The organism is Actinokineospora spheciospongiae (assembly GCF_003182415.1).
In the GTDB taxonomy this organism is placed as follows: Bacteria; Actinomycetota; Actinomycetes; order Mycobacteriales; family Pseudonocardiaceae; genus Actinokineospora; species Actinokineospora spheciospongiae.
The window spans coordinates 466,184-489,137 of record NZ_QHCP01000004.1; the positions used below are offsets into that span (position 1 = coordinate 466,184).

Sequence of the window (22,954 nt, forward strand, 5' to 3'; positions counted from 1 at the left end):
GGAACACCATGACCACCGCCCACGAGCTGGGCCTCGGCCTGACCGGGGAACACACCGCGCTCGCCGACTCCGTGCGCGGCTTCGCCGCCCGACACCTCGGCGCGGACGTCCTGCGCGCCGCCGTCGACGCCGACCGCGAGAGCCTGCCGCCGTTCTGGGGTGCGCTGGGCGCCCAGGGCCTGCTCGGCCTGCACGTGCCCGAGGAGCACGGCGGCGCGGGCGCCGGGCTGCTGGAACTGGCGGTCGTCCTGGAAGCGCTCGGCCGGGCCGCACAGCCCGGCCCCCTGCTGCCGACCACGCTCGCCTCCGCGCTGCTGGTCGCCTCCACCGCGAAGGTGCGGGGCGACCTGCTCCCCGGCTTGGCGGACGGCTCGACCACCGCCGCGGTCGGCCTGGCCGAACCACTGACGGCGACCGCAGGCCCGGACGGCGTGACCGTCACCGGCTCCACCACCGGCGTGCTCGGGGGAGCGGTGGCCGACGTCCTCGTGCTGCCCGCGCGGATCGACGACGGGCTCCGGTGGGTCGTCCTCGACCGGGCGGACCTCGACGTCCGCGAGCGCGACAGCCTCGACGTCATCCGCCGCTCCGCCCTGGTCGCCACGCGGGAACCGGTGCCGGTGCCCGAGGACCGGGTGCTGCGCGACCTGAGCGCCGAGCGGGTCCGCTCCATCGCGGCCGTCGTGCTCGGCGCCGAAGCGGTCGGCGTGGCGTCCTGGTGCACCACGACCGCCGCCGAGTACGCGAAGGTGCGGGTCCAGTTCGGACGCCCGATCGGCCAGTTCCAGGGCGTCAAGCACAAGTGCGCCGCCATGGGCGTCGAACTCGAACGCGCCCGCGCGAGCGTCTGGGACGCCGCCCGCGCGCTGGACGCGGGCGACGACACCGCGGACTTCGCCGCCGCCGTGGCCGCGGTGGTCGCCCCCGACGCCGCCGTGCGCTGCGGAGCCGACTGCGTCCAGGTCCTCGGCGGCATCGGGTTCACCTGGGAACACGACGCCCACCTGTACTACCGGCGCGCGCTGACGCTGCGCGGCCTGCTCGGCGGCAGCGCGCAGTGGTCCGCGGAAGTGGCCCGGCACGCCTTGGGCGGCGACGCCCGCCGGGTCCGCATCGACCTGCCCGACGGCGCCGAGGCGATCCGCGAGGCGGTGCGCGGGGAACTGGCCGCGATCGCCGCGCTCGACCCGGACGAGCAGTTGGTGGCGCTCGGCGACGGCGGCTGGGTCCAACCGCACCTGCCCCGCCCCCACGGCCGCGGCGCGGACCCGCTGGAACAGGTCGTCATCAGCGAGGAACTGAAGCACGCGGGCATCCCGCTGCCGGAGCTGCTGATGGGCGGCTGGGCGGTCCCGCCGATCGTCGCCTTCGGCACCGAGGAGCAGAAGCAGCGCGTGGTGGTGCCGACCCTGCGCGGTGAAGTCGTGTGGTGCCAGTTGTTCTCCGAACCCGGCGCCGGTTCCGACCTCGCCTCCCTCACCACCAGGGCCACGCGGGTGGAGGGCGGGTGGAAGGTCAACGGCCAGAAGATCTGGACCACGGTCGCCCAGTTCTCCGACTGGGCCATGCTCATCGCCCGCACCGACCCGGACGCGCCCAAGCACGAGGGCATCACCTACTTCATCCTCGACATGTCCACCCCCGGCATCACCGTGCGGCCGCTGCGCGAGGCGACCGGTTCCCAGCTTTTCAACGAGGTCTTCCTCGACGACGTGTTCATTCCCGACAACTGCGTCGTCGGGGAACCCGGTCAGGGGTGGACGGTCGCCCGCGCGACCCTGTCCAGCGAACGCGTCGCCCTGGGCCGGGGCAACGCCTCCTATCCCACGCTGGCGGACCTGCTCGAATTCGTCGACGGCCGCGACCTCGACGCGACCGCGCTGAACCGGGTCGGCGAGTTCGCCTGCGAGAACCACGTCCTCGACCTGCTCGGTGCCCGTACGGTGCTCAAGCAGCTCTCCGGGGTGGACGTGAGCACGACGTCGAGCGTCGGCAAGCTGCTCAGCATGCGCTTCGGGCAGCAGATCGCGGAGTTCTGCGTGGCACAGCTCGGGATCGCCGGGGTGGTGGCGGTCTCCGGGGAACCCAGCGACCGGTGGATGGACCAGGTCGTGGCCTGCCGCGCCATGACGATCTACGGCGGCACCACCGAGGTCCAGCTCAACGTCATCGGCGAACGCATGCTCGGCCTGCCCCGCGACGCCGCCTGACTGCGGCCCGCACCGGGAACGGGCGGCGTCGAGGGCCGCTCGGGTTCGCGCGTCCTGCCGATGGCGGTGCGCGGCGAACCCGGGCCGGTTCCGGGGGGCACCGGTGGGGGTGCCTAGGCTGTCGGTGACGGGTGCGGGAATCCGGTGGGAATCCGGAGCGGTCGCGCCACTGTGACCGGTCGTCCTCACCGACGACCGGCAGCCAGACCCCTCCCCGTCGCTGGTGTTCCCAGGCCGCGCAAGCCACGAGGAGGTCACGATGACGGACGACGAGGGGAACCGCACCCGGTCCGGGCGCGGGTGAGGCTCCGCGTCGGCACCACCGCCTCCGTGCTCGTGGTGGTGCTCGGGCTCAGCCTCGTCCTGTCCACGGCGTTCGGCGCCGAGCCGCTGGGGCTGTCCGAGGTGGGTCGCGCGCTGTGGGGGCGGCTGCACGGCGGGATCGCGGTGGACCTCGCCGCCGACACGATCGTCTGGCAGTTCCGGGTGCCCCGGGTGCTGCTCGCCGCCCTGGTGGGTGCCGGGTTGGCCGTGGCGGGCGTCGGGATGCAGACCCTCGTGCGCAACCCGCTGGCCGACCCCTACCTGCTCGGGGTGTCCTCCGGGGCGGGGGTGGGCGCCACGGCGGTGATCACGACGGGGCTGTTCGCCTCGGCCGGGATCTTCGCCCTGACCGCCGGTGCCCTGGTGGGTGCGCTGGCGGCGGCGCTGATCGTGTTCGGGGTCGCCACCGCGCAGGGCGGGTTGACCCCGCTGCGGCTGGTGCTGACCGGGACCGTCCTCGGGTCGATGTTCTCCGCGCTCGCCAGTTACCTGGTCTTCCGCAGCCCGGACCCCGCCGCCGCCCAGTCGGTCCTGTTCTGGCTGTTGGGGAGCCTGGCAGGCGCCACCTGGCAGCAGTTGCTGCTGCCCGCCGCGGTGGTGCCCGCGGTGGTGGTGCTGTTGCTGCTGGGCAGCCGGTGGTTGGACGCGTTGCTCGTCGGACCGGACACCGCGGCGGCGGTCGGGGTGCCGGTGCGCCGGGTCCGGGTCGGGCTGTTCGTGGCGCTGGGCGTCCTGGTGGGTGTCCTGGTCGCGGTCTCGGGCGGCATCGGGTTCGCCGGGCTCGTCGTCCCGCACGCCGCGCGGCTGCTGGTGGGTCCGAGGCACCGGGCGGTGCTGCCGGTCGCGGCCTTGAGCGGGGCGCTGTTCCTGGTGTGGGTCGACGTGGTCACCCGAGTCGCCGTGCGGCCCACCGAGATCCCGCTGAGCGTCGTGTCTGGCCTCATCGGTGCCCCGGCGTTCCTGGCCCTGCTGGGCAGGCGCCGCTACCGGTTCGGCGCATGAGCGCGCTGAGCGCGGTGGGCCTGACCTGCGCGGTGGGCCGCCGGGCGGTGCTGGTCGACGTGGCGTTCGACATCGCGCCCGGGCAGGTCGTCGGCGTGGTCGGGGCCAACGGCAGCGGCAAGTCGACCCTGCTGCGGGCGCTGGCGGGGATCACCCGACCGCCCCGGGGGCGGGTGCTCGTCGACGGGGAGGACCTGCACCGGCTGCCCGCGCGGGCCCGGGCCCGGCGGGTCGCGTTCGTCGGCCAGGACGAAGACCTCCCCTCGGGGTTGCTGGTGCGCGAAGCGGTCGCCCTCGGCCGCGTGCCCCACGCCGCGCCGTGGGACACCGACGACGCCGACCGGCCGATCGTGCTGGCGGCCCTGGCCGAGGTCGGCCTCGCCGACCTGGCGCGGCGACCGGTCGAGGACCTGTCCGGCGGCGAGCGGCGCCGGGTGTCCCTGGCGCGCGGACTGGCCCAGCGGGCCCCGGTGCTGGTGCTGGACGAACCGACCAACCACCTCGACGTCGGCCACCAACTGCGCCTGGTCGAACTGCTGCGCGGCCTGCACCGCACCGTCGTCGTCGCCATGCACGACCTGTCGCTGGCCGCGGCCACCTGCGACCGCCTGATCGTCGTCCACGGTGGACGGACCGCGCCCGCGCTCCCGCCCGCGGAGGCGCTTGCCTCCGAGGTGGTCCGCGCGGCCTTCGGTGTCCGCGCCACCCCGGTGATCGACCCGCACACCGGACGCACCCACCTGCTGATGTCCCTGGAGGATTCGTGAACCGCACTCCCGTCCTGCTCGCCTGCGCGCTCGCGCTCACCGCGTGCGGCAGCGCACCCGAACAACCGCGGGGCGGCGGCACCGCCACGGTGACCAACTGCGGCACGGCGGAGGAGTTCCCCGCGCCCGCGCAACGCCTGTTCGTCAACGACGGCAACATGATCGCCATGGTGCTGGCCGTCGGTGCCCAGGACCAGGTCGCCGCCGTGTCCAGCCTCCAGCGCGACGCCGCGACCCTGCGCGCGCACTACGGCCCGGCCGTGGACGCGCTCAAGCAGGTCGCCCCGCAGTACCCGTCGAAGGAAACCATCGTCGCCCAACGCCCCGACGTGGTGGTGGCGGGGTGGAACTACGGCTACAGCGAGGAGAAGGGCCTGACCCCCGACTCGCTGCGCGCCCAGGGCATCGCCCCGTACATCCTCACCGAGAGTTGCAGGCAGCAGGACGGCCAACGCGCCCGGGGGATCGTCGACCCGTGGCAGGCACTGCGCGAGGACCTGACCAACCTCGGCACCATCACCGGCCGCGCTCCCCGGGCCGCGGACGTGCTCACCGACCTCGACACCCGCCTGGCCGCACTCCGCGCGGCACCGCAACCGCCCACCCCGCCGACGGTGTTCCTCTTCGACAGCGCCAGCGACACGGTGTTCTCCAGCGGCCGCTTCGGCGCCCCGCAGGCCATCCTCGACGCCGCGGGCGCCCGCAACGCCCTCGCCGACCTCGACGACACCTGGACCGCGGTCTCCTGGGAGCGCGTCGCCGCCGCCGATCCCGCCGCCTTCCTGTTCGTCGACTACCCGCCGCAGACCTTCCAGCAGAAGATCGACCTGCTCACCGCCCGCCCCGGCATCGCCGACCTCCCCGCGGTGAAGCAACGCCGCTTCCTCAACCTCCCCTACGCGCTCTGGACCAGCAGCCCGCTCAACATCGACGCCGCCGAGCAGGTCCGGTCCGCGCTGGAGGAGTGGGGCCTCGCCCCCGCCTCGGGCCTCAAGCCCCGCGCCGACGACGAGGTCGCCGCGGGCTGAGGCGGCCGTGGACAGCGGTGTCGAGGGCACTGCTGAGGCCTGAGACCGGTCCGGAATCGTATTTCCGAGAAAGCGAGCGTGCGTAGACTTCCGGACCAACCAGGGTGCGGAAGGATGAGCGTGGCAGACATCAACCGGGTCCACGGCAACGGCAACAAGGTGGTGCAGCTCCGTGACCTGCACGGCAACATCATCTTCACCTCCCCACCCACCCCACCTCCGCTGAGTGGCTGGTCCGAAGCCGCGCACAACGCCCCGCCGTGGAACCACGTCCGGGCGGATGCCACCGACCTGCGGAACAAGGTCGCGGTGGCCGCGGGTGTCCTGTCGGATCACCGCGACGCGGCAGCGGCGGCCCTACCCGGTGACCCGTGGTACGAACCGGACTTCCCTCTGCGCGTCCTGGACAACACCGCCTGGTTGCTCGGGGACGCAGGAGAGGTGGAACTCCACCCGGTTGAGGCGGCCTTGTTCACCCTGGTCCCCCTCATCCACCACGTGCACCACCTGCGCGTCGCCGCCGCACTGGTGGGGGTCGAACCCTGGAACCCGCGTTCGACAGCCGGAGTCCGCGCGTCGTTCCAGGAGTCCGCCGACCACCACCCGGCCCTTGTCGACCGCGCCCGCCGCAGTCCGGCGGAGGGCGCGGCTATCGGCTGGTGGCTGTTCCACCGCTGGATCGTCCGCCGCAACCTGACCGGGGGCGCCGCATCCCCAGCCGACTCGGTGGCTGTGCCCACGGTTGCGGATCTGTGCGACCCACTGGGCTTGCCCTCGGTGGCCGACCCTCGGCGGATCGCCCGAGTGCTGCCCGGCCTGCGCCGGGGCCCCGGCGTGTGCGGCGACGAGTTCCTGTCCGGGCTGCGCGTCCAGGACCAGGTGCGCGGCATGTCCGGGCAGCGGGTCCGCGAACACCTGCTGACCTTGGTGCTCGCCCTCGCCCACGGCATGTCGGTGGAGGCGTTCACGCTCCCCGACGTGGTGGCCGAGCACCTCGCCATCCCCGACCCGGTCGACCTCGATGCCCTCCGCGCCACCCTGCACGAGGCGAGTTGGGGTGGCGCGCCCGCTGTGCCCGTCCTGCGCGCCGCCTGCCCACACGCCGCCGTCATCGAGGCGGTCCGCGACCACGTCGCCCGAACCGACGAACTCCTGCACGCCGTTCACCGCACGGTCGGTGAGCGCGTGCCCTACCGGTTCCCGGTACTACCCGCCCGACTGTCAGCCCACGAGGTGCTCCCCGCTGACGAGGGCCTGGCGGGCTGGGCGGGGTTCCGCCTGGACAGCAACCGGGTCCGGGATCTGCTGGTGGGAGACACGCTCTACAAGGACAGCGAACTGGCCATCCGCGAGCTCTACCAGAACGCCCTCGACGCGTGCCGCTACCGCCGAGCCCGCACCGAATACCTGGAGCGGACCCGGCAGAACACCCACGCCTACGAAGGGCTGATCGAGTTCGAAGAGTCCGAGGACGAAGACGGCCGTGCGTACGTCGAGTGCCGGGACAACGGCATCGGCATGGGGGACGTGGAGCTGCGGGGCGTGTTCTGCAAGGCGGGAAGCAGGTTCGCCGAGCAGCCGGAGTTCCTTGCTGAACTGGCTGAGTGGTCGCACCTCGACCCGCCTGTCGAACTGCACCCCAACAGCCGCTTCGGTGTGGGCGTTCTGAGCTACTTCATGCTCGCCGAGAGAATTGTGGTCACCACGTGCCGGGTGGGCAGGGACGGTGGGGGCGGTGCCGTGCTGTGGGCAACGATCTTCGGCCCTGGCCACCTGTTCCGAATCCAACACCTGCCCGCGGGCAGTCGGGCGCCCGGCACGACGGTCCGCCTCTACCTGAAGCAGGGAATCCGCTCGCGGTCGGTGGTTCACATCCTGAGACAACTCCTGGGCATGGCGGAGTTCCGCACCACGGCCGTCGACCACAATGAGTCGGACGTTTGGGAACCGAAGTCCCTGGTGCCCGTGGACGCCAGTGTCATCCGCAGGAACGAGCGGCGCCGGTTCGACGCTCGAATGGTGCAGGTCGCCAACACGCCGCCGGGTATCGACTTCGCGTGGTGTGAGACCGCAGGTGGGGTGCTGGTTGACGGGGTGGTCGTGCGGACCCCGAGCAGTTGGCGACATCAGGATCTTGCCCTAAACCTGCCGTTCGTCGTGAACCTGTCGGGCCGACACGCACCAGAGCGGTTGTCTCTCGATCGAACGCAAATCATGGACGATGAGAAGTATGGGTTCGAGGTGCTGGCCGAATTCACGGGCGACACCATCGACCTGCTGCTGGACTGCGGTCTTTTCGCTTATGAGTGGCTCCTCGCTGTTTTCTCGGCGAGTCCTTTCCTGGCCCACTCGATTGTCGATGCCGCGATGCGGAGGCGGGTGGAACTCCCCAGCCGCTTCGGGGTCGTGGATCTCGCGGAGGTCGGTTTTCACCCGTGCGATGCTGAATGGGGTGTCGGTTTCGCATCCAGCTTCCCCGAAGTTTTGGAGCATCGCATACGCGATAATGATCTGATAAATGCGACGTACCTATGGCGTGTATTCGCTCACGAGGAGGAGTCGGCATTTGTTGAATTCTTGGAATATCGGGGATACTCGCGAAACCCAGCAACCTTGACCGCCATGCCGATGCATGTCCCGGTGCTTGAATTCTGGAGCGGGAATGGCTTCCGGGAAAAGGTGTCAATATCACGATTGGTTGACTCGATCCGTTCAACGCTGTGTCCGACCGTGTCTGACTTGATTGCGTTGATGGCACTCTTCGGTTTCGAATGCATCCGGATTCCGGAAATCGACGATCAGCCGCTTACGGTCGGCAACTTCGTCCTCTTGCACTCGTCTGGCGGCCGCCCCTTGTGTGCGGGAGATCAAATCAGGGCGGGCGACATACGTTCGGCAGGCCGAAGGACGCATATGTCGACTGACGAAATCGTCTCTTCTTGGCGCGCGGCTGGTGTGGAGATCTCCGATGAGACAGTAGTCAGCGCGTCGTATGTTGGCCAAACGTTGAGTGCTGGAGATCGTAGAAAATTCGGGCTGGTCCGAGGGAAAAGGCTTGGCCGTGTCAGGCGAGTGGTGGCGGAACTGAGGCGAGGTACTTCTGCAAAAAAATTGTGCGAGATGCTGCTCGGACTTGATTTTCAGCCCATCGAGGAAATGTTGCCAGATGACCTCAATCCTTTGGCCGCGCTCTTGTTCGCCATGGAGGACGAGTCCATCGGCTTGTGGCGAAGACGACCTTTGTTGGCTGTGGATGTCCTGGATGCGGCGCTGCGCTTGAATTTCGATTGTGAAGAAATTGCTCTTGCGTTGCGTTTTCTGGGCTTCGAAACACCGGAAGTGCCTCGGGAAACGGATGTGCGCGATCGTCGTATCCTGCAATGGGCAACCCTGTGGAGCGCTGAGGTCGGACTGGGTCTCGACATGCCGAAGCCGCGCAACATTGCAGAGGTTCGGCGTTGGATCGAGCGTATCGGAGAACTGGGCATCCGCAGCCGCGTCCATCTGCCCGAAACTGCGGACAGGATGGATGAAAAGTTGTTCCTGGCAGTCGACGGGTACTTTCGGCTTTCGTGGATTTCAGACGTTCTTCCATTGTTGCTCGTCGCGCCCCAGGCGGGGGTGCTGGATCTCACGGTGGAAGATGTGGTCGCTCGCATCGAGGGGTACGGGTTGGCGGTATCGGATAGGATTTTGCCGCAAGGGATGACATTCGGTGATGCGACCGAATTGAGCAGGCTGGTGTATCGCGAGACCTCTATCGGATTTGCCGAGCCTCGGATCGACTTGCGTTCGCTGGATGAGATGGTGCATTCGGTTGGTCGGCCATTGCCGGTCGTCCTGAGTTGGCTGCGAGCAACCGGGGTTCACGTCCCGGATGTCGAGAAGATGATCGACGACGCCCTCAAGCACGTTCCTTTCCTGGGCTGACAGACGTCGACCATCGGTCGCCAGCAGGCTGATCCCCCCTCGACGCGCAATGGGTCCTGCCACACGTCGACGTCGAAGGCGTGCAGGCAGCCGTTGTCGGGGGTACGCCTCGCTTGTCGGGTGTGAGTGGTGCGAAACGCGGTGCGCTACGCCGCCGCGCAGGGCGAAGGGGTCGAGGCGGCCAGCGCGACGGCCGTGGTGGTCGGTGCGGGCGCGGTCGTGGTGGTGGTCGGCGGTTCCTCGGTGATCGGCGGCCCCTGCGACGCCAGGCGCGTGCCGGAGCACAGGCCGGTTTCGATGACCCGGTCGCTCGCGTCGCCGGAGGCGAAGACCAGGTATGTTTCCCAGACGTTGAGGGAGATCCCGCACGTGGAGCCCGCCACCGACGTGTCGACGTTCACCAGGATCGGTGGCTGTCCCTTGTGGGTCTGCAACCGCAGGACCCGGTAGCGGAACACGTCGTCCTGCGGGCTGTCGGGGTCGGTGCCCGTCAGGGTTTCCTTGCTCAGGACCAGGCCGGTGAAGACGTGGTCCGCCCGGACGTAGCGCGAGCCCTCGCCGCCGGGGAAGCACGAGCAGGCGCCGGCCGAGGTCACGAACACCCCGACGAGCATCGCCAGGGCCGCCAGGACCACCGCGAGCACACGCCCGAACCGCCGCCTGCGCGTCGTGCGAAAAGGGGACACGTCGTTCCTCCATACCCTGCGCCGCATTCCTGCGGCCAGCCTAGGGAGCCGCCGCACGGCGTAGAACCGCCAATCGCAGCAGCGATCAGGAGCCCCGCTCCGGGGTCGTGCGCGGGGTGGGCATGACGCAGATCACTTTACCAGTGCATTACTTTGCTTTGCGAGAACTTTGTGTAACGTCGAGGTCGCACGGAGTCATGACCAGTCCGCCCGAGTCGAGGGGAACTGATCACCTTGGAGGACCTGCCCGTTCTCGCCGCCCAGGCCGGGGTGTGGTTCGCCGAGCAGGCCGCTCCGGGCTCCTCCTACCTCTGGGGTGAGTACGCCGACATCCGCGGTGACCTCGACGCCGACGTGCTGGGCCGGGCGGTGTCGCACGCCGCCGGGGAGGCCGAGGCGCTCGGGGTGGTCTTCTTCGAGCGCGACGGCGAACTGCGCCAGCGCCGCACCGGCCTGCCGGTGGTCGTCGAGCACGTCGACGTGGACGGCGAAGCCGCTGCCCTGCGGTGGATGCGGGGCCGGTTGGCGCGGCCGGTCGACCTCGCGACCGGGCCCGTGTACGGCGCGGCCATCCTGCGGCTGGGTCCGCGGCGGCACTGGCTCTTCCAGTGGGTGCACCACATCGCGCTGGACGGGGTGGGGATGACCCTGCTCTCGGCCAGGATCGCCCGGGTCCACTCCGACCTCACCCGCGGCGCCGTGCCGCCCCCGGTGGACCACCGGCTCGCGCCGCTGCTGGCCGAGGAAGCGGCCTACGAGTCCGGGCCCGACCGGGCGTGGTGGCTGGAGGCGATGGCCGACCGGCCCGACTTCCTCAGCCTCGCCGAGCGGCCCGCCGCCGCCCAGGGCCGCTCGACCCGGCGCACCACCACCCTCGACCGCGCCGCGTTCGCCGACCTCACCGCCGCCGCGGACCGGCTGGGGCAGCGGTGGAACCGGCTGGTCATCGCCGCCGCCGCGGTGCACCTGCACGCGGTGACCGGCAACCGCGACGTCGTGCTCAGCCTCCCGGTCACCGGGCGCACCGACGCGGCGGGGCGCGCGGTGCCCGCGATGGCCGCCAACGTGCTGCCGCTGCGGGTGGCGGTCGACCCGGGCGCCACCGTGGCCGACCTGGTCGCCGGTGTCGACGCCGCGATCCGCGGGGTGCGGGAGCACCAGCGCTACCGGGGTGAGCGCCTGCGCCGCGACCTGGGGTACGCCGACGACGGGCGCAAGTTCTTCGGCCCGGTGGTCAACATCCAGCGCTTCGACTACGACCTGCGCTTCGGCGCGGCCACCGCGTCGGTGCACAACGTCGTCGCGCCGCCGTCGGAAGACCTCTCGATCGTCGCCTACGACTTCGGCGACGGGACGCTGCGCCTGGACTTCGACGGCAACCCCGCCAACCACCCCGACGCACTGCTCGACGAGGTGCGCGACCGCTTCGGCCATGTCCTGCGCTCCCTCGCCGGGGCCGAGCCGGGCACGCGGGTCGCCGCGCTGCACCTCACCACCCCCACCGAGCGCGAAACCCTGGCGCGGCTGGGGATCGGGCACCCCTCGCGGCCCGGCGGGACGGTCGTCACCGCGTTCGCCGCCCAGCGCGACCGCACCCCCGACGCCGTCGCGGTCCGGTGCGCGGCCACCGGGGGCACCCTGACCTACCGCGCCCTCGACGAGCGCGCCGCCGCCGTGGCCCACCGCCTGCTCGATGCGGGCACCACCGCCGAGACGCTCGTCGGTGTGCTCCTCGGCCGCTCCCCGGACCTCGTGGTGGCGCTGCTGGGCATCCTCAAGGCGGGTGCGGCCTACCTGCCGCTGCACCGGGCGGACCCGGTGCGCCGCCTGCGGGCGTTCACCGCGGGCGTCGATCACCTCGTCGTCGACGCCACCACCCGGGCCGACCCCGTGGCGACCGGGGTGCGCCACCACATCACCGTCGAACCCGGCCCCACCGCGCCCGACGCGGCGACCGCGCCCGACCAGCTCGCCTGCGTCATGGTCACCTCCGGCTCGACCGGCGTCCCCAAGGGCGTGGCGGTCCCCCACGACGCCGTCGCCCGCCTCGCCACCGACCGCGCCTGGGCCGAGGGCGCCGCCGAGCGGTTCCTCCTGCACTCCCCGCACGCCTTCGACGCGGTCACCCTGGAGGTGTGGGTGCCGCTGCTCACCGGCGGCGAGGTCGTCGTCGCCGCACCCGGCCGCCTCGACGTCGACGCCCTCGCCGAGGTCGTGACCCGCCACCGCGTCACCGGCCTGTGGCTCACCGCGGGCCTGTTCGCCGCGGTGGCCGAGGAGCGGCCGGAGGTGTTCGAGGGGCTGCGCCAGGTCTGGACCGGTGGCGACGTCGTCCCACCCGCCGCGGTCCGCCGGGTGCGCGGGGCCGAGGTGGTCAACGGCTACGGCCCCACCGAGACCACCGTCTTCGCCACCCGCCACCGCGTCGCGCCGGGGGCGTCGGCCGTGCCCATCGGCCGCCCGATCGACGGCAGGCGCCTGTCGCTGCTCGACGGCGCGCTGCGCCCGGTGCCACCCGGGGTGGTGGGGGAGTTGTACGTCGGCGGGGCGGGCCTGGCCCGCGGCTACCGGGACGCGCCGGGGCAGACCGCCACCCGGTTCGTCGCCGACCCGACCGGGCCGCCCGGTGCGCGCATGTACCGCACGGGCGACCTGGCGCGCTGGAACCCCGACGGCACCCTGGACTTCGTCGGCCGGGCCGACGGGCAGGTGAAGCTGCGCGGCTTCCGGGTGGAGACCGGTGAGGTCGACGCCGCCCTGGCCGGGCTCCCCGGGGTCGGGCGGGTGGCGACCGTGGTGCGCGAGGACGTCCCGGGGCGGCGGCGGATCGTCTCCTACGTCGTCCTCGCCGACGGCGCCACCCCGCCCGACCGCGCGGCCCTCACCGACCTGCTGCCCGCGTTCATGGTGCCGGAAGAGGTCGTCGTGCTCGACGCGCTCCCGTTGACCCGCAACGGGAAGCTCGACCGCGCCGCCCTCCCCGCCCCCGGCGCCACGACCGCCCCCGCGCCCGCCGCGCAGCCCGGCACCGCCGCGGAGCAGGAGTTGGCATCCTTGTTCGCCGAGGTGCTGCGGGTGCCCACCGTCGGCGTCGAGCAGGACTTCTTCCGGCTCGGCGGCGACAGCATCACCGCCATCCAGCTCACCGGCCGCGCCCGCCGCGCCGGGTTCACCTTCGGCGTGCCGGACCTGTTCCGCACCCCGACCGTCCGCGCGCTGGCCGCCACCCGCACCGCGGCACCCCCGCGCGAGGACTCCCCGGAACCCGACTCCCTGGACACCGACGACCTGCCCCTGACCCCGATCATGCACTGGCTGCGCGGGCTCGGCGGCGCGGTCGCGGGCTTCACCCAGTCCGTGGAGGTCTCCCTCCCGCCCGAGGCCCGGGCAGCCCTGCCCGCCGCGCTGCGCGCGCTCGTCGCCCACCACGCGATGCTCCGCGCCCGGCTCGCGGTGACCGACGGCCTGTGGGACTGGCACCTCACCGCCGAACCGGAGTTCCGCCTCGACCACCACGGCGAGGGGTCCGACGCGGCCGGGCTGACCGAGCGGGCGCGCGCCGCACTCGACCCCACCACCGGGCCCGTCCTGCACGCGCTGTGGTTCGACCCCGGCACCCTCGTCCTCCTCGTGCACCACCTCGCCGTCGACGGCGTGAGCTGGCGAATCCTGCTGGAGGACCTGCACACCGCCCTCGACGGCGACCCGCTGCCCCCGGTCGGCACCTCCTTCGCCCGCTGGTCGCGGCTGCTGACCCGGCACAGCGCCCGGGCCCAGTTCCGACACTGGAAGGCGCTCCCGCGCCCGGCCGGGCGATTCCCCGCCCCGGACCCGGCCCTGGACACCGAGACCACCCGCCGGTGGCACCCGAGCACGGTCCCCGACCAGGTGACCGCCGCCCTGGACCGGGCCGCCGAGGTCTTCTCGTGCCCGCTGCACCACCTGCTGCTGACCGCGTTCGCCCTCGCGGTGGGGGAGGGCGGTGACGATCCGGCGGTGTTGCTCGACCTGGAGGGGCACGGCCGCGAGGACATCGCCGGGGGCGTCGACACCACCCGCACCGTCGGCTGGTTCACCACCCTGTTCCCCCTGGTCCTCGACCCCGGCACCACCCTGGCCGACGTCGAGGCCGACCCCGCCCGCCTCGACGACGCGGTGCGCCGGGTGTGGGCCGCGGTCGAGGCGGTGCCCGAGAAGGGGCTGGGGTACGGGCTGCTGCGCCACCTCGACCCGCAGACCGCACCCGTGCTGGCCGCGCGGTCGGACCCGGCGGTGGCGTTCAACCACCTCGGCCGCGTCAGCGGGCTCGGCGACGGCGCGATCGGTTCCTCCATGCCGCCCGACCTGGCCCTGGGGCACGCCCTCGAACTCAACACCGTGATCACCGACGGCCCCCGCCTCACCGCGAACTGGACCTGGGCCGGGCGGCTGCTGCCCGAGGACACCGTCGAGGCGCTCGCCGCGCGGTGGGTCGACGCGCTGCGCCTGCTGGTGGCCCGCGCCGAGGCCCGCGCCACCTACCCGCTCACGCCGCTGGCCCAGGGCATCCTCTTCCACTCCCTGCACGACCACGACGGCGTGGACCCGTACCTGGTTCAGTTCACCTTCGACCTCGCGGGCGACCTCGACCGCACCCGGTTGCGCGGCGCGCTGGACGCGCTGCTGCGCCGCCACCCGCACCTGGCCTCCGGGGTGGAGAACGACGAGACCGGCAGGCCGGTGCACCGGGTGCCGGACAACCCGGTCGTCGAGTGGACCGAGAGCGCCGCACCGGTCGGGCGGTTCCTCGCCGAGGACCGCCGCCGCCGGTTCGACCCGGGCAGGCCGCCGCTGGTGCGCGGCGCGCTGCTGCGCCGCGGCCCCGACCGGCACACCCTCGTGCTCACCACCCACCACCTGCTGGTGGACGGCTGGTCGATGCCGGTGCTGGTCTCCGAGCTGTTCACCCTGTACGCGGGCGGCCAACCACCGCCGCCCACCCCGTACCGCACCTTCCTCGACTGGCTGTCCACACGCGACACCGAGGCGGGCGACCGGGTGTGGCGCGGACTGCTGGCGGGCATTGACGAACCCACCCTCCTCGCGGGCGGCGGGCGCGGCGGTGGGCCGCGCGGGGAGGCGCACCTCGACCTGGGGGCCGCGGCCACCGAGCGGATCGGGCGGCTGGCCCGGGAGCGCGGGATCACCACGAGCACCGTGCTGCGCCTGGCCTTCGCCACCGTGCTCGGCGCGCTGACCGGCCGCGACGACGTGGTGTTCGGCGCCACCGTGTCCGGCAGGCCGCCGGAGCTGCCCGGGGTGGAGCGCGTGCTCGGCCTGATGATCAACACCCTGCCGGTGCGCTGCCGCCTGGACCCGGGGGCGAGCGCGGCGGGGGTGCTGGCCGCCCTGCACGCCCAGCACCTGTCCGTGCTGGAGCACCAGCACGCCGACCTGGCCCGGTTGCCGGGGCTGGCCGGGCACCAGGAGCTGTTCGACGCGGTGCTGGTGTTCGAGAACTACCCGGTCGACGGCACCGCCCTCGGCGCACCCGGCCTGGAGGTCACCGACGCCAGGGGCCTCGACGGCACGCACTACCCGGTGACGCTCATCGTCGTCCCCGGCGACTCGCTGCGGCTGCGCCTCGACCACCGCCGCGACGTGCTCGACCCCACTGCGGCCCGGACGTTCCTCGACCGCGTCGCCGCCGTGCTCGACCGCGTGGCGACCGACCCGGACCGCCCGCTGGCGGAGCTGGACCTGCTCCTGCCCGGCGAGCCCCGCCCCGCGCCCCCCGCCGAGCCCGCCCCGGTCAGGGAGTCCCTTGTGGACCTGTTCGCCGCCCAGGTCCGCGCGCACCCGCACGCCCGGGCGCTGACCTGCGGCGACGACCACCTCACCTACGCGGAGCTGGACCGCCGCGCCAATGGGCTCGCCTCCCGCCTCATCGCCGACGGGGCGGGACCGGGAACCCTGGTCGGCGTCTCGCTGACCCCGTCGTTCGAGCTGGTCGTCGCCCTCCTCGCGGTCCTCAAGACCGGCGCCGCCTACCTGCCGCTCGACCCCGCCCACCCGGCGGAACGCCTGCGCCGCATCACCGAGGACGCCGGACCCGTCCTCACCGTCACCCCGGAGACCTTCACCGCCGCCCCCGAGGCCGGGCCCGACCCGGGGGTGCGCGTCGACCCGGGTGCTCCGGCGTACGTGATCCACACCTCCGGGTCCACCGGCACCCCCAAGGGCGTCGTGGTCACCCACCGGAACGTGGTACGGCTGCTGGCGGTCACCGACCGCCACTTCCGCCACGGCCCCGACGACGTGCACACCCTGTTCCACTCCTTCGCCTTCGACGTGTCGGTGTGGGAGCTGTGGTCGGCGCTGGGGCGGGGTGGGCGGCTGGTGCTGGTGCCGCGCGAGCTGGTCCGCTCCCCGCGCGAATTCCTCGACCTGCTGCGCCGCGAGCGGGTCACCTCGCTGAGCCAGACCCCGTCCGCGTTCGACCAGTTGCTGCGCGCGGAGGCCGAAGACCCCGAGGAGCCCACCGCGTTGTCCGTGCGGCACGTGGTGCTCGCCGGTGAAGCCCTCGACCCGACCCGGGTCCGCCGGTGGCACGGCCCCGGCCGCCCGCTGCTGGTGAACATGTACGGCATCACCGAAACCACCGTGCACACCACCTTCCACGCCCTTCGCGACCCGGACGAGACCCGCGGCGTGGTCGGCGAAGCACTCGACGACCTGCGCGTGCACCTGCTCGACCACGCGCTGCGACCGGTGCCGCCGGGCTGCCCGGGGGAGGTGTACGTGGCCGGTCCCGGCGTGGCGCTGGGCTACCTCGGCAGGCCGGGGCTCACCGCGACCAGGTTCGTCGCCGACCCGTGGGGGCCGCCGGGCGCCCGCGTGTACCGCTCCGGCGACCGCGCCCGGCGCCTGCCCGACGGCACCCTGGAGTACCTGGGCCGCACCGACGCGCAGGTGAAGGTGCGCGGCTTCCGGGTCGAACCGGCCGAGGTGGAACGGGTCCTCGCCGAGTCGCCCGACGTGGGGCGGGCGGTGGTGCTGCCGCGCGCCGACGCGCTCGTGGCCTACGTGACCGGCACCGCCGACCCGGCCGCGCTGCGCGCGCACGCCGCCCGGGTGCTGCCCGCCCACCTGGTGCCCGCCTTCGTCGTGCCGCTGCCGGAGATCCCGTTGACGGTCAACGGCAAGGTCGACCGGGCCGCCCTGCCCGCGCCCGAGTCCACCGTGCGCCCCGGCCGGGCACCGGAGACCGACGCGGAGCGCCTGGTGTGCCGGGTCTTCGCGGACGCGCTGGGCCTGGCGGCGGTCGGCGCCGACGACAGCTTCTTCGACCTCGGCGGGCACTCGCTGCTGGCGACCAGGGTGGTCAACCTGCTGCGCGACCGCGCGGGCGCCGACCTGCGGCTGCGGACCCTGTTCGACGCGCCCACCCCCGCCGAACTGGCGCGCAGGCTCACCGGCGGCACCGAACGGGTGGCCTTCACCGCGCAGGTGCGCCCCGACCGCGTCCCGCTGTCGACCGCGCAGCGCCGGTTCTGGTTCTTCGACCGGTTCGCCGGACCCAATCCCGTCTACAACATGGCGTTCGCCACCGAACTCGTCGGGCCGCTCGACGCGGGCGCGCTCGCCGCCGCCCTGCGCGACGTCGTCGACCGGCACGAGGTGCTGCGCACCACCGTCTCCGAGGTCACCGACACCGACCCCGAGCCGCACCAGGTGCTCGGCGAAGCCGCCGCCGTGCCGTTCACCGTGCTGGACTCGACCGGGACCGGGTGGCGCGACCTGCTGCGCGCCGAAGCCGCGCACTGCTTCGACCTCGTCGCCGAACCGCCCGTGCGGGCCACGCTCGTCCGCACCGCCCCCGACCGGCACGTGCTGCTGCTGCTCCTGCACCACATCGCCGCCGACGGCTGGTCGCTGGCACCCCTCGCCCGCGACCTGTCCACCGCCTACGCCGCCCGGGCCGGAGGCTGGGCACCGCGGTGGCCGGACGAGCCGGTGCAGTACGCGGACTACGCCCTGTGGCAGCGCGGCCTCGACCTCGACGCGGAGCTGGCGCACTGGACCGCGGCGCTGCGCGGGGCACCGGACGCGATCCCCCTGCCCACCGACCGGCCTCGGCCCGCGCAGTCCGCGCACCGGGGCGAGAGCGTCGCGTTCGAGTTCGACCCCGGGCTGCACACCGCGCTCACCGACCTCGCCGCGGCGCACCGGGCCAGCCCGTTCATGGTGGTGCACGCCGCCATCGGGGTCCTGCTGGCCCGGCTCGGGGCGGGCGAGGACATCCCCGTCGGCACGCCCGTGGCGGGCAGGCACGACAGCGCGCTGCACGACGCGGTCGGCTGCTTCGTCAACACCGTCGTGCTGCGCACCGACCTCTCCGGTGACCCCACCTTCGCCGAACTGCTCGGCCGGGTCCGCGAAGCCGACCTGGCCGCCCTGGCCCACCAGCAACTGCCCTTCGAACGGCTCGTCGAGGTGCTGAACCCGCCCCGCTCCGCCGCGCACCACCCGGTCTTCCAGGTGATGCTGGCCTTCCAGGACACCCCGCCGCCGTTGTTCGACCTGCCCGGGATCACCGCCGAACCGGTGGCCCTGCACGGCGGCGCGTCCCGGCTCGACCTGCTGTGGAGCCTGACCCCGCGCAGGGGTGGGGCGGTCGAGGGCATCCTGGAGTACAATACCGAGCTGTTCAGCCCCGCCGCCGCGCGCACGCTCAACACCCGCCTGGAGGTCCTGCTCCGCGCAGCCGTGGCCGAACCGCACACCCGCGTCGGCGACCTGCCGCTCCTCCTCGACGGCGAGGCGCACCGCCTGCTGGGCGGCCGGGACCCGGTCGAGGTGCCCGCCGCCGACGTGCCCGAACTCGTCGCCGAGTGGGTCACCCGCACCCCGGACGCACCCGCCGTGGTGCACGGCGGCCGGGTGCTCAGCTACGCCGAACTGGACACGCGCGCTCGGAAGATCGCGGCGGAGCTGGACGGGGTCGGACCCGGGGACCTGGTGGCGCTGTGCCTGCCGCGCGACCCCGACCTGATCGCGGCCATGCTCGCGGTGCTCGCCCTGGGGGCCGCCTACCTGCCGGTGGACCCCGACCAACCGGCCGCCCGGGTCGACTCGCTGCTCGCCGACGCCCGCCCCCGGGTGGTGCTCGGCGGCGACCGGGCGGGTGCGGTGACCCCGTCGGTGCTGCCCGTGGGCACGGCCTACGTCCTGCACACCTCCGGGTCGACCGGGGCACCCAAGGGCGTGGTGGTGCCCAGGACCGCGCTGGTGAACCTGCTGCTGTCGCTGCGGGCCGAACTCGGCGTGACCGCCGAGGACCGGATGCTGGCCGCGGCACCCGCGGGGTTCGACATGTCCGTCCCGGAATTCCTGCTGCCGCTGGTCACCGGGGCGGCCGTGGTGCTCGTCGACGCGGGCACCGTGCGCGACCCGGACGCCCTGCTCGACGTCGTCGAGGAGTGGGGCGTCACGGTCATGCAGGCCACGCCGTCGCTGTGGCAGATCCTTGTCGCCCGGCGGCCCGCGGCCCTGCGCGGGCTGCGGGGCGTGGTGGGCGGCGAGGCCGTGCCCGGCGCGCTGGTCGACGAGCTGACCGGGCTCGGCGTCGACACCCTGGCCTGCTACGGGCCCACCGAGACCACCGTCTGGTCGACCACCCGGCGCGGCAGCGCCCCCGGGACCGTCCCGCTGGGACGTCCACTGTGGAACACGGCGTGCCGCGTGCTGGACCGGCGGCTGCGCCCGGTGCCGCCGGGCGTGGTCGGCGAGCTGCACATCGCCGGGGCCGGGGTCGCCACCGGCTACCTCCACCGGCCCGGGCAGACCGCGCAGCGGTTCGTCGCCGACCCGTTCGGCCCGCCCGGCACCCGGATGTACCGCACCGGCGACCTCGCGTCCTGGACGGCGGACGGCGAACTGCGGTTCCACGGCCGCGAGGACGACCAGGTGAAGCTGCGCGGGCACCGCATCGAACTCGGCGAGGTGGAGGCGGTGCTTGGCGCGCACCCCGGGGTCGGCGCCGCCGCGGTCGCGCTGCACGAGCACGGCCCCGACGACCGCAGGCTGGTCGGGTACGCGGTCCTCACCGGCACGACCACCCCGGACGCCGTGCTCGCCCACGCCGCCGCGCACCTGCCGGAGTACATGGTCCCGGCGCGGGTCGTGGCGCTCGACCGGCTGCCGCTCACCGCCAACGGCAAGCTCGCCAGGGCCGCGCTGCCCGCCCCGGACTGGGCGGCCACCCGGGTAGTGACCCCGCCGTCGACGCTGCGCGAGCAGGTGTTGTGCGGGTTGTTCGCCGAGGTGCTCGGGCTGCCCGCGGTCGGGGCGACGGACAACTTCTTCGCCCTGGGTGGGCACTCGCTGCTGGTGGCGCGCCTGGTCGAGCGGATCGGGGCGGTGCTCGGGCAGCGCCCGCGCACCCGCGACGTGTTCGCCGCGGGCACCCCGGCGGGCCTGGCCGCGGCCCTCGGGCGGCCCGAGGAACCCGCCGGGCGGTTCATCCCGTTCCGGGCCGGTGGCACGAGCGCGCCGGTGTTCTGCGTACACTCCCTCTCCGGCATCAGTTGGCTCTACGCCGGGCTGCTCGGCCACATCGACAGCACCCACCCGGTCCACGGCATCGACGCCGACGACCCGCGCACCCACACCGGCCCCGACTCCATCGAGGAACTGGCGGACTCCTACGTGGAGGAACTGCTGGCCCGCTTCCCGGACGGGCCGTACCACCTGCTCGGCTGGTCCTTCGGCGGGCTCGTGTCGCACGCCATGGCCATCCGGCTGCGCGCCCGCGGCGCGGAGGTCGGGGTCTCGTTCCTGATCGACCCGCCCGCCCGGTCGGGTGCGGACCTGTCCGACTCCGTCGACGAGCAGCGCGTCTACCGGGTGCTGCTCACCGCCGTGGGCCACCGCGACGACGAGTACCCGCCGGAGCGGCTGACCCACCCCGAGGTGTCCGCGCTGCTGCGGCGCGAGGGCAGCCTGCTCGCCACGTTCACCGAGGACGACGTCGACCGCCTGGTGGCCATGTCCCGCCGCCACGCCCGGCTGATGTCCGGGCACCGGCCCGCGCCCTACCCCGGCGACGCCGTCTACCTGGCCACCACCGGCCCGAGCGCGGTGCCGGGCTGGGTCGACTGGCGCCCGCTCATCGGCGGCCACCTCACCGAACACCTCCTCGACACCGCCCACCACCGCGCCATGCAACCGGTCAACGCCCCCGCCGTCGGAGCCTGGCTCAACGCCGCCCTGGCCGCCCACCGCGGGAGGGAAAACCGATGACCGACGACACCTTCCCGCCGGTGCTCGCCGACCTCCCCCCGGGTTCGCGGGTCCTGGTCCGGCTGCCGAACAGCCCGGAACTGGCCCGCACCCTGCTCGGCTGCTTCGACCGCGGGCTCGTCGCGGTTCCGCTGCACCCGCGCGCACCGGACGCGCAGGTCGCCGCGCTGGTGACCCGGGTCGACGCCGCCGCGCTGGTCGACACCGCCGGGGCGCGCCGGGTCGGCGGGCCGGACCCGGACGCCGGCCGGGGCGCGGGGCGGGCGTTCATCATGTTCACCTCCGGCTCCACCGGGCCGCAGAAAGGCGCCGTGCTCAGCCGGGCCGCTGTGCTGGGCAACACCGCCAAGACCGCCGAACTGCACGGCATCACCCCGGACCGCCCGCACGGCACGTGCCTGCCGCTGTACCACTGCAACGCGCTGGTGCTGTCGCTGCTCGGCACGCACACCACCGGCAGCCCACTGGTCCTGCACACCGCGTTCGACCCCGCCGGCTACCTTGCCGACCTCGACCGCGGCGGGGCGCGCACCGCCTCGATCGTGCCCGCCCTGCTCGCCGACCTGGTCGAGGCCGCCCCGCCGTGGCCGGACGCGCTGGACTACCTGGTCACCGCCGCCGCCCCGCTCCCGCGAGCCCTCGCCGCCCGCTTCCACCGGCTCTACGGCGACCGCCTGCGGCAGGGGTACGGGCTCACCGAGGCGGTCAACTTCAGCCTCACCACGCCCCGCCTCACCGGGGCCGACTTCCGCGCCGCCTACCTCGACGCCCACCCACCGGTCGGCGTCCCGCTGCCGGGGACGGAGGTGCGGATCGAGGCCGGGGAGGTGTGGCTGCGCACCCCCGACCTGATGGACGGGTACTGGGACAACCCGGCCGCCACCGCCGCCGCGGTGACCGAGGACGGCTGGCTGCGCACCGGCGACCTCGGCGAGTGGCGCGACGGGCTCCTGGTGCTGCGCGGCAGGCGCACCGAGCGCATCGACCGCGGCGGGGAGAAGCACCACCCGGTCGACCTGGAACGAGACTGGGCGCTGCCCGGGGTGTACGCCGCGGTCGCCGTGCCCGAACCCACCCTCGGCCACGACGTCGGTCTCGTGGCCACCGATCAGTCGGTCGACACCGTCCGCGCGGTCGTCGAAGGGGCCGCGGTCCGACCCTCGGTGGTGGCCTTCGGCGGGTACAGGGCCACCGCCACCGGCAAGCCGATGCGCACCGCGATGGGCCGCGCGCTGGTGACCAGACGCATCTCCCCGAGCCGCTACGAACGGCTCCTCGGCCACGCCGCCGCCTGCGCGGAGGGCATCACCGGCCCGCTGGCCGCCCTGGTCCCGCGCTGCCCACCCGCGCGGGCCGACGACGACGACCCGGTGTTCGCCGCGTTCGACCTGCTCCGCGCACCCCGGCCCGACGCCGCGGAGCGCGAGACCTGGCGGCGCCGGGTGCTCGACGCCTGGCCGTTCACCGCATACCGGGAGCTGGCGGGCGCCCCGGTCGAACCGGGCCGGGAAACCACCGTCGGCGGGCGGCGGGTGCTCGCCCACACCGGGTCGGCGCTCGACCTGCTGTGGGCCTTCCTCACCGGCGAGTCCGCCGCCGTCGACCGGTGGGCGTGGCTGGCGGCGCGCACCGGCCCGCGCGGCGCCGCCGTCCTGCGGGCCGGGCGGCACGACCTCGGCGGTCTGCTGTGGACCGACCGGACGACCACCCCAGCGAGGTGAGGT

The 22,954-nt window shown here is 73.5% G+C and carries 8 protein-coding genes and 1 riboswitch; of the genes, 7 read left to right on the plus strand and 1 reads right to left on the minus strand.

Annotated elements, in window-relative coordinates:
• Positions 1 to 8 precede the first annotated feature (8 nt).
• The 5 genes from DFQ13_RS13090 (at position 9) to DFQ13_RS13110 (ending at position 9,261) form a co-directional block, all read left to right on the plus strand.
• A complete protein-coding gene (locus tag DFQ13_RS13090; protein ID WP_110079993.1) occupies positions 9 to 2,210 on the plus strand; it encodes an acyl-CoA dehydrogenase in 2,202 nt (733 codons plus the stop codon).
• 111 nt (positions 2,211 to 2,321) lie between these two features.
• Positions 2,322 to 2,443, plus strand: a riboswitch (cobalamin riboswitch).
• A gap of 67 nt (positions 2,444 to 2,510) precedes the next feature.
• A complete protein-coding gene (locus DFQ13_RS13095; RefSeq protein WP_110079994.1) occupies positions 2,511 to 3,536 on the plus strand; it encodes a FecCD family ABC transporter permease in 1,026 nt (341 codons plus the stop codon).
• Positions 3,533 to 4,303 carry an ABC transporter ATP-binding protein gene (locus DFQ13_RS13100; protein WP_110079995.1) on the plus strand — a complete coding sequence of 257 codons (771 nt, stop codon included), beginning with the start codon at positions 3,533 to 3,535 and terminating at the stop codon, positions 4,301 to 4,303. The genes DFQ13_RS13095 and DFQ13_RS13100 overlap by 4 nt, the downstream gene beginning before the upstream one ends.
• Positions 4,300 to 5,331: an ABC transporter substrate-binding protein gene (locus tag DFQ13_RS13105; protein WP_181399957.1), complete on the plus strand. Its 1,032-nt coding sequence runs from the start codon at positions 4,300 to 4,302 to the stop codon at positions 5,329 to 5,331. The genes DFQ13_RS13100 and DFQ13_RS13105 overlap by 4 nt, the downstream gene beginning before the upstream one ends.
• 120 nt (positions 5,332 to 5,451) lie before the next feature.
• Positions 5,452 to 9,261, plus strand: coding sequence for an HD domain-containing protein (locus DFQ13_RS13110; RefSeq protein ID WP_146241213.1), 3,810 nt, complete (start codon positions 5,452 to 5,454; stop codon positions 9,259 to 9,261).
• Between the two features lie 146 nt (positions 9,262 to 9,407).
• On the opposite strand, the gene DFQ13_RS13115 is transcribed toward DFQ13_RS13110, so the two are convergent.
• Positions 9,408 to 9,947 (minus strand): hypothetical protein, encoded by a 540-nt coding sequence (locus DFQ13_RS13115; RefSeq protein WP_233427845.1) that lies wholly within the window; start codon positions 9,945 to 9,947, stop codon positions 9,408 to 9,410.
• Between the two features lie 234 nt (positions 9,948 to 10,181).
• Between DFQ13_RS13115 and DFQ13_RS13120 the strand changes: the two genes are divergently transcribed.
• Both DFQ13_RS13120 and DFQ13_RS13125 read left to right on the plus strand, forming a co-directional pair.
• Positions 10,182 to 21,230, plus strand: coding sequence for a non-ribosomal peptide synthetase (locus DFQ13_RS13120; protein WP_110079997.1), 11,049 nt, complete (start codon positions 10,182 to 10,184; stop codon positions 21,228 to 21,230).
• Complete coding sequence (locus DFQ13_RS13125; RefSeq protein WP_110079998.1) at positions 21,227 to 22,951, plus strand: class I adenylate-forming enzyme family protein; 1,725 nt, start codon at positions 21,227 to 21,229, stop codon at positions 22,949 to 22,951. Before DFQ13_RS13120 ends, DFQ13_RS13125 begins: the two co-directional genes overlap by 4 nt.
• Positions 22,952 to 22,954 lie beyond the last annotated feature (3 nt).

Bases quoted from the DNA above. Each gene is read 5' to 3' on its own strand.
- DFQ13_RS13090 (WP_110079993.1), top strand. From the start codon at position 9: ATGACCACCGCCCACGAGCTGGGCCTCGGCCTGACCGGGGAACACACC.
- DFQ13_RS13125 (WP_110079998.1), top strand. From the start codon at position 21,227: ATGACCGACGACACCTTCCCGCCGGTGCTCGCCGACCTCCCCCCGGGT.
- DFQ13_RS13100 (WP_110079995.1), top strand. From the start codon at position 3,533: ATGAGCGCGCTGAGCGCGGTGGGCCTGACCTGCGCGGTGGGCCGCCGG.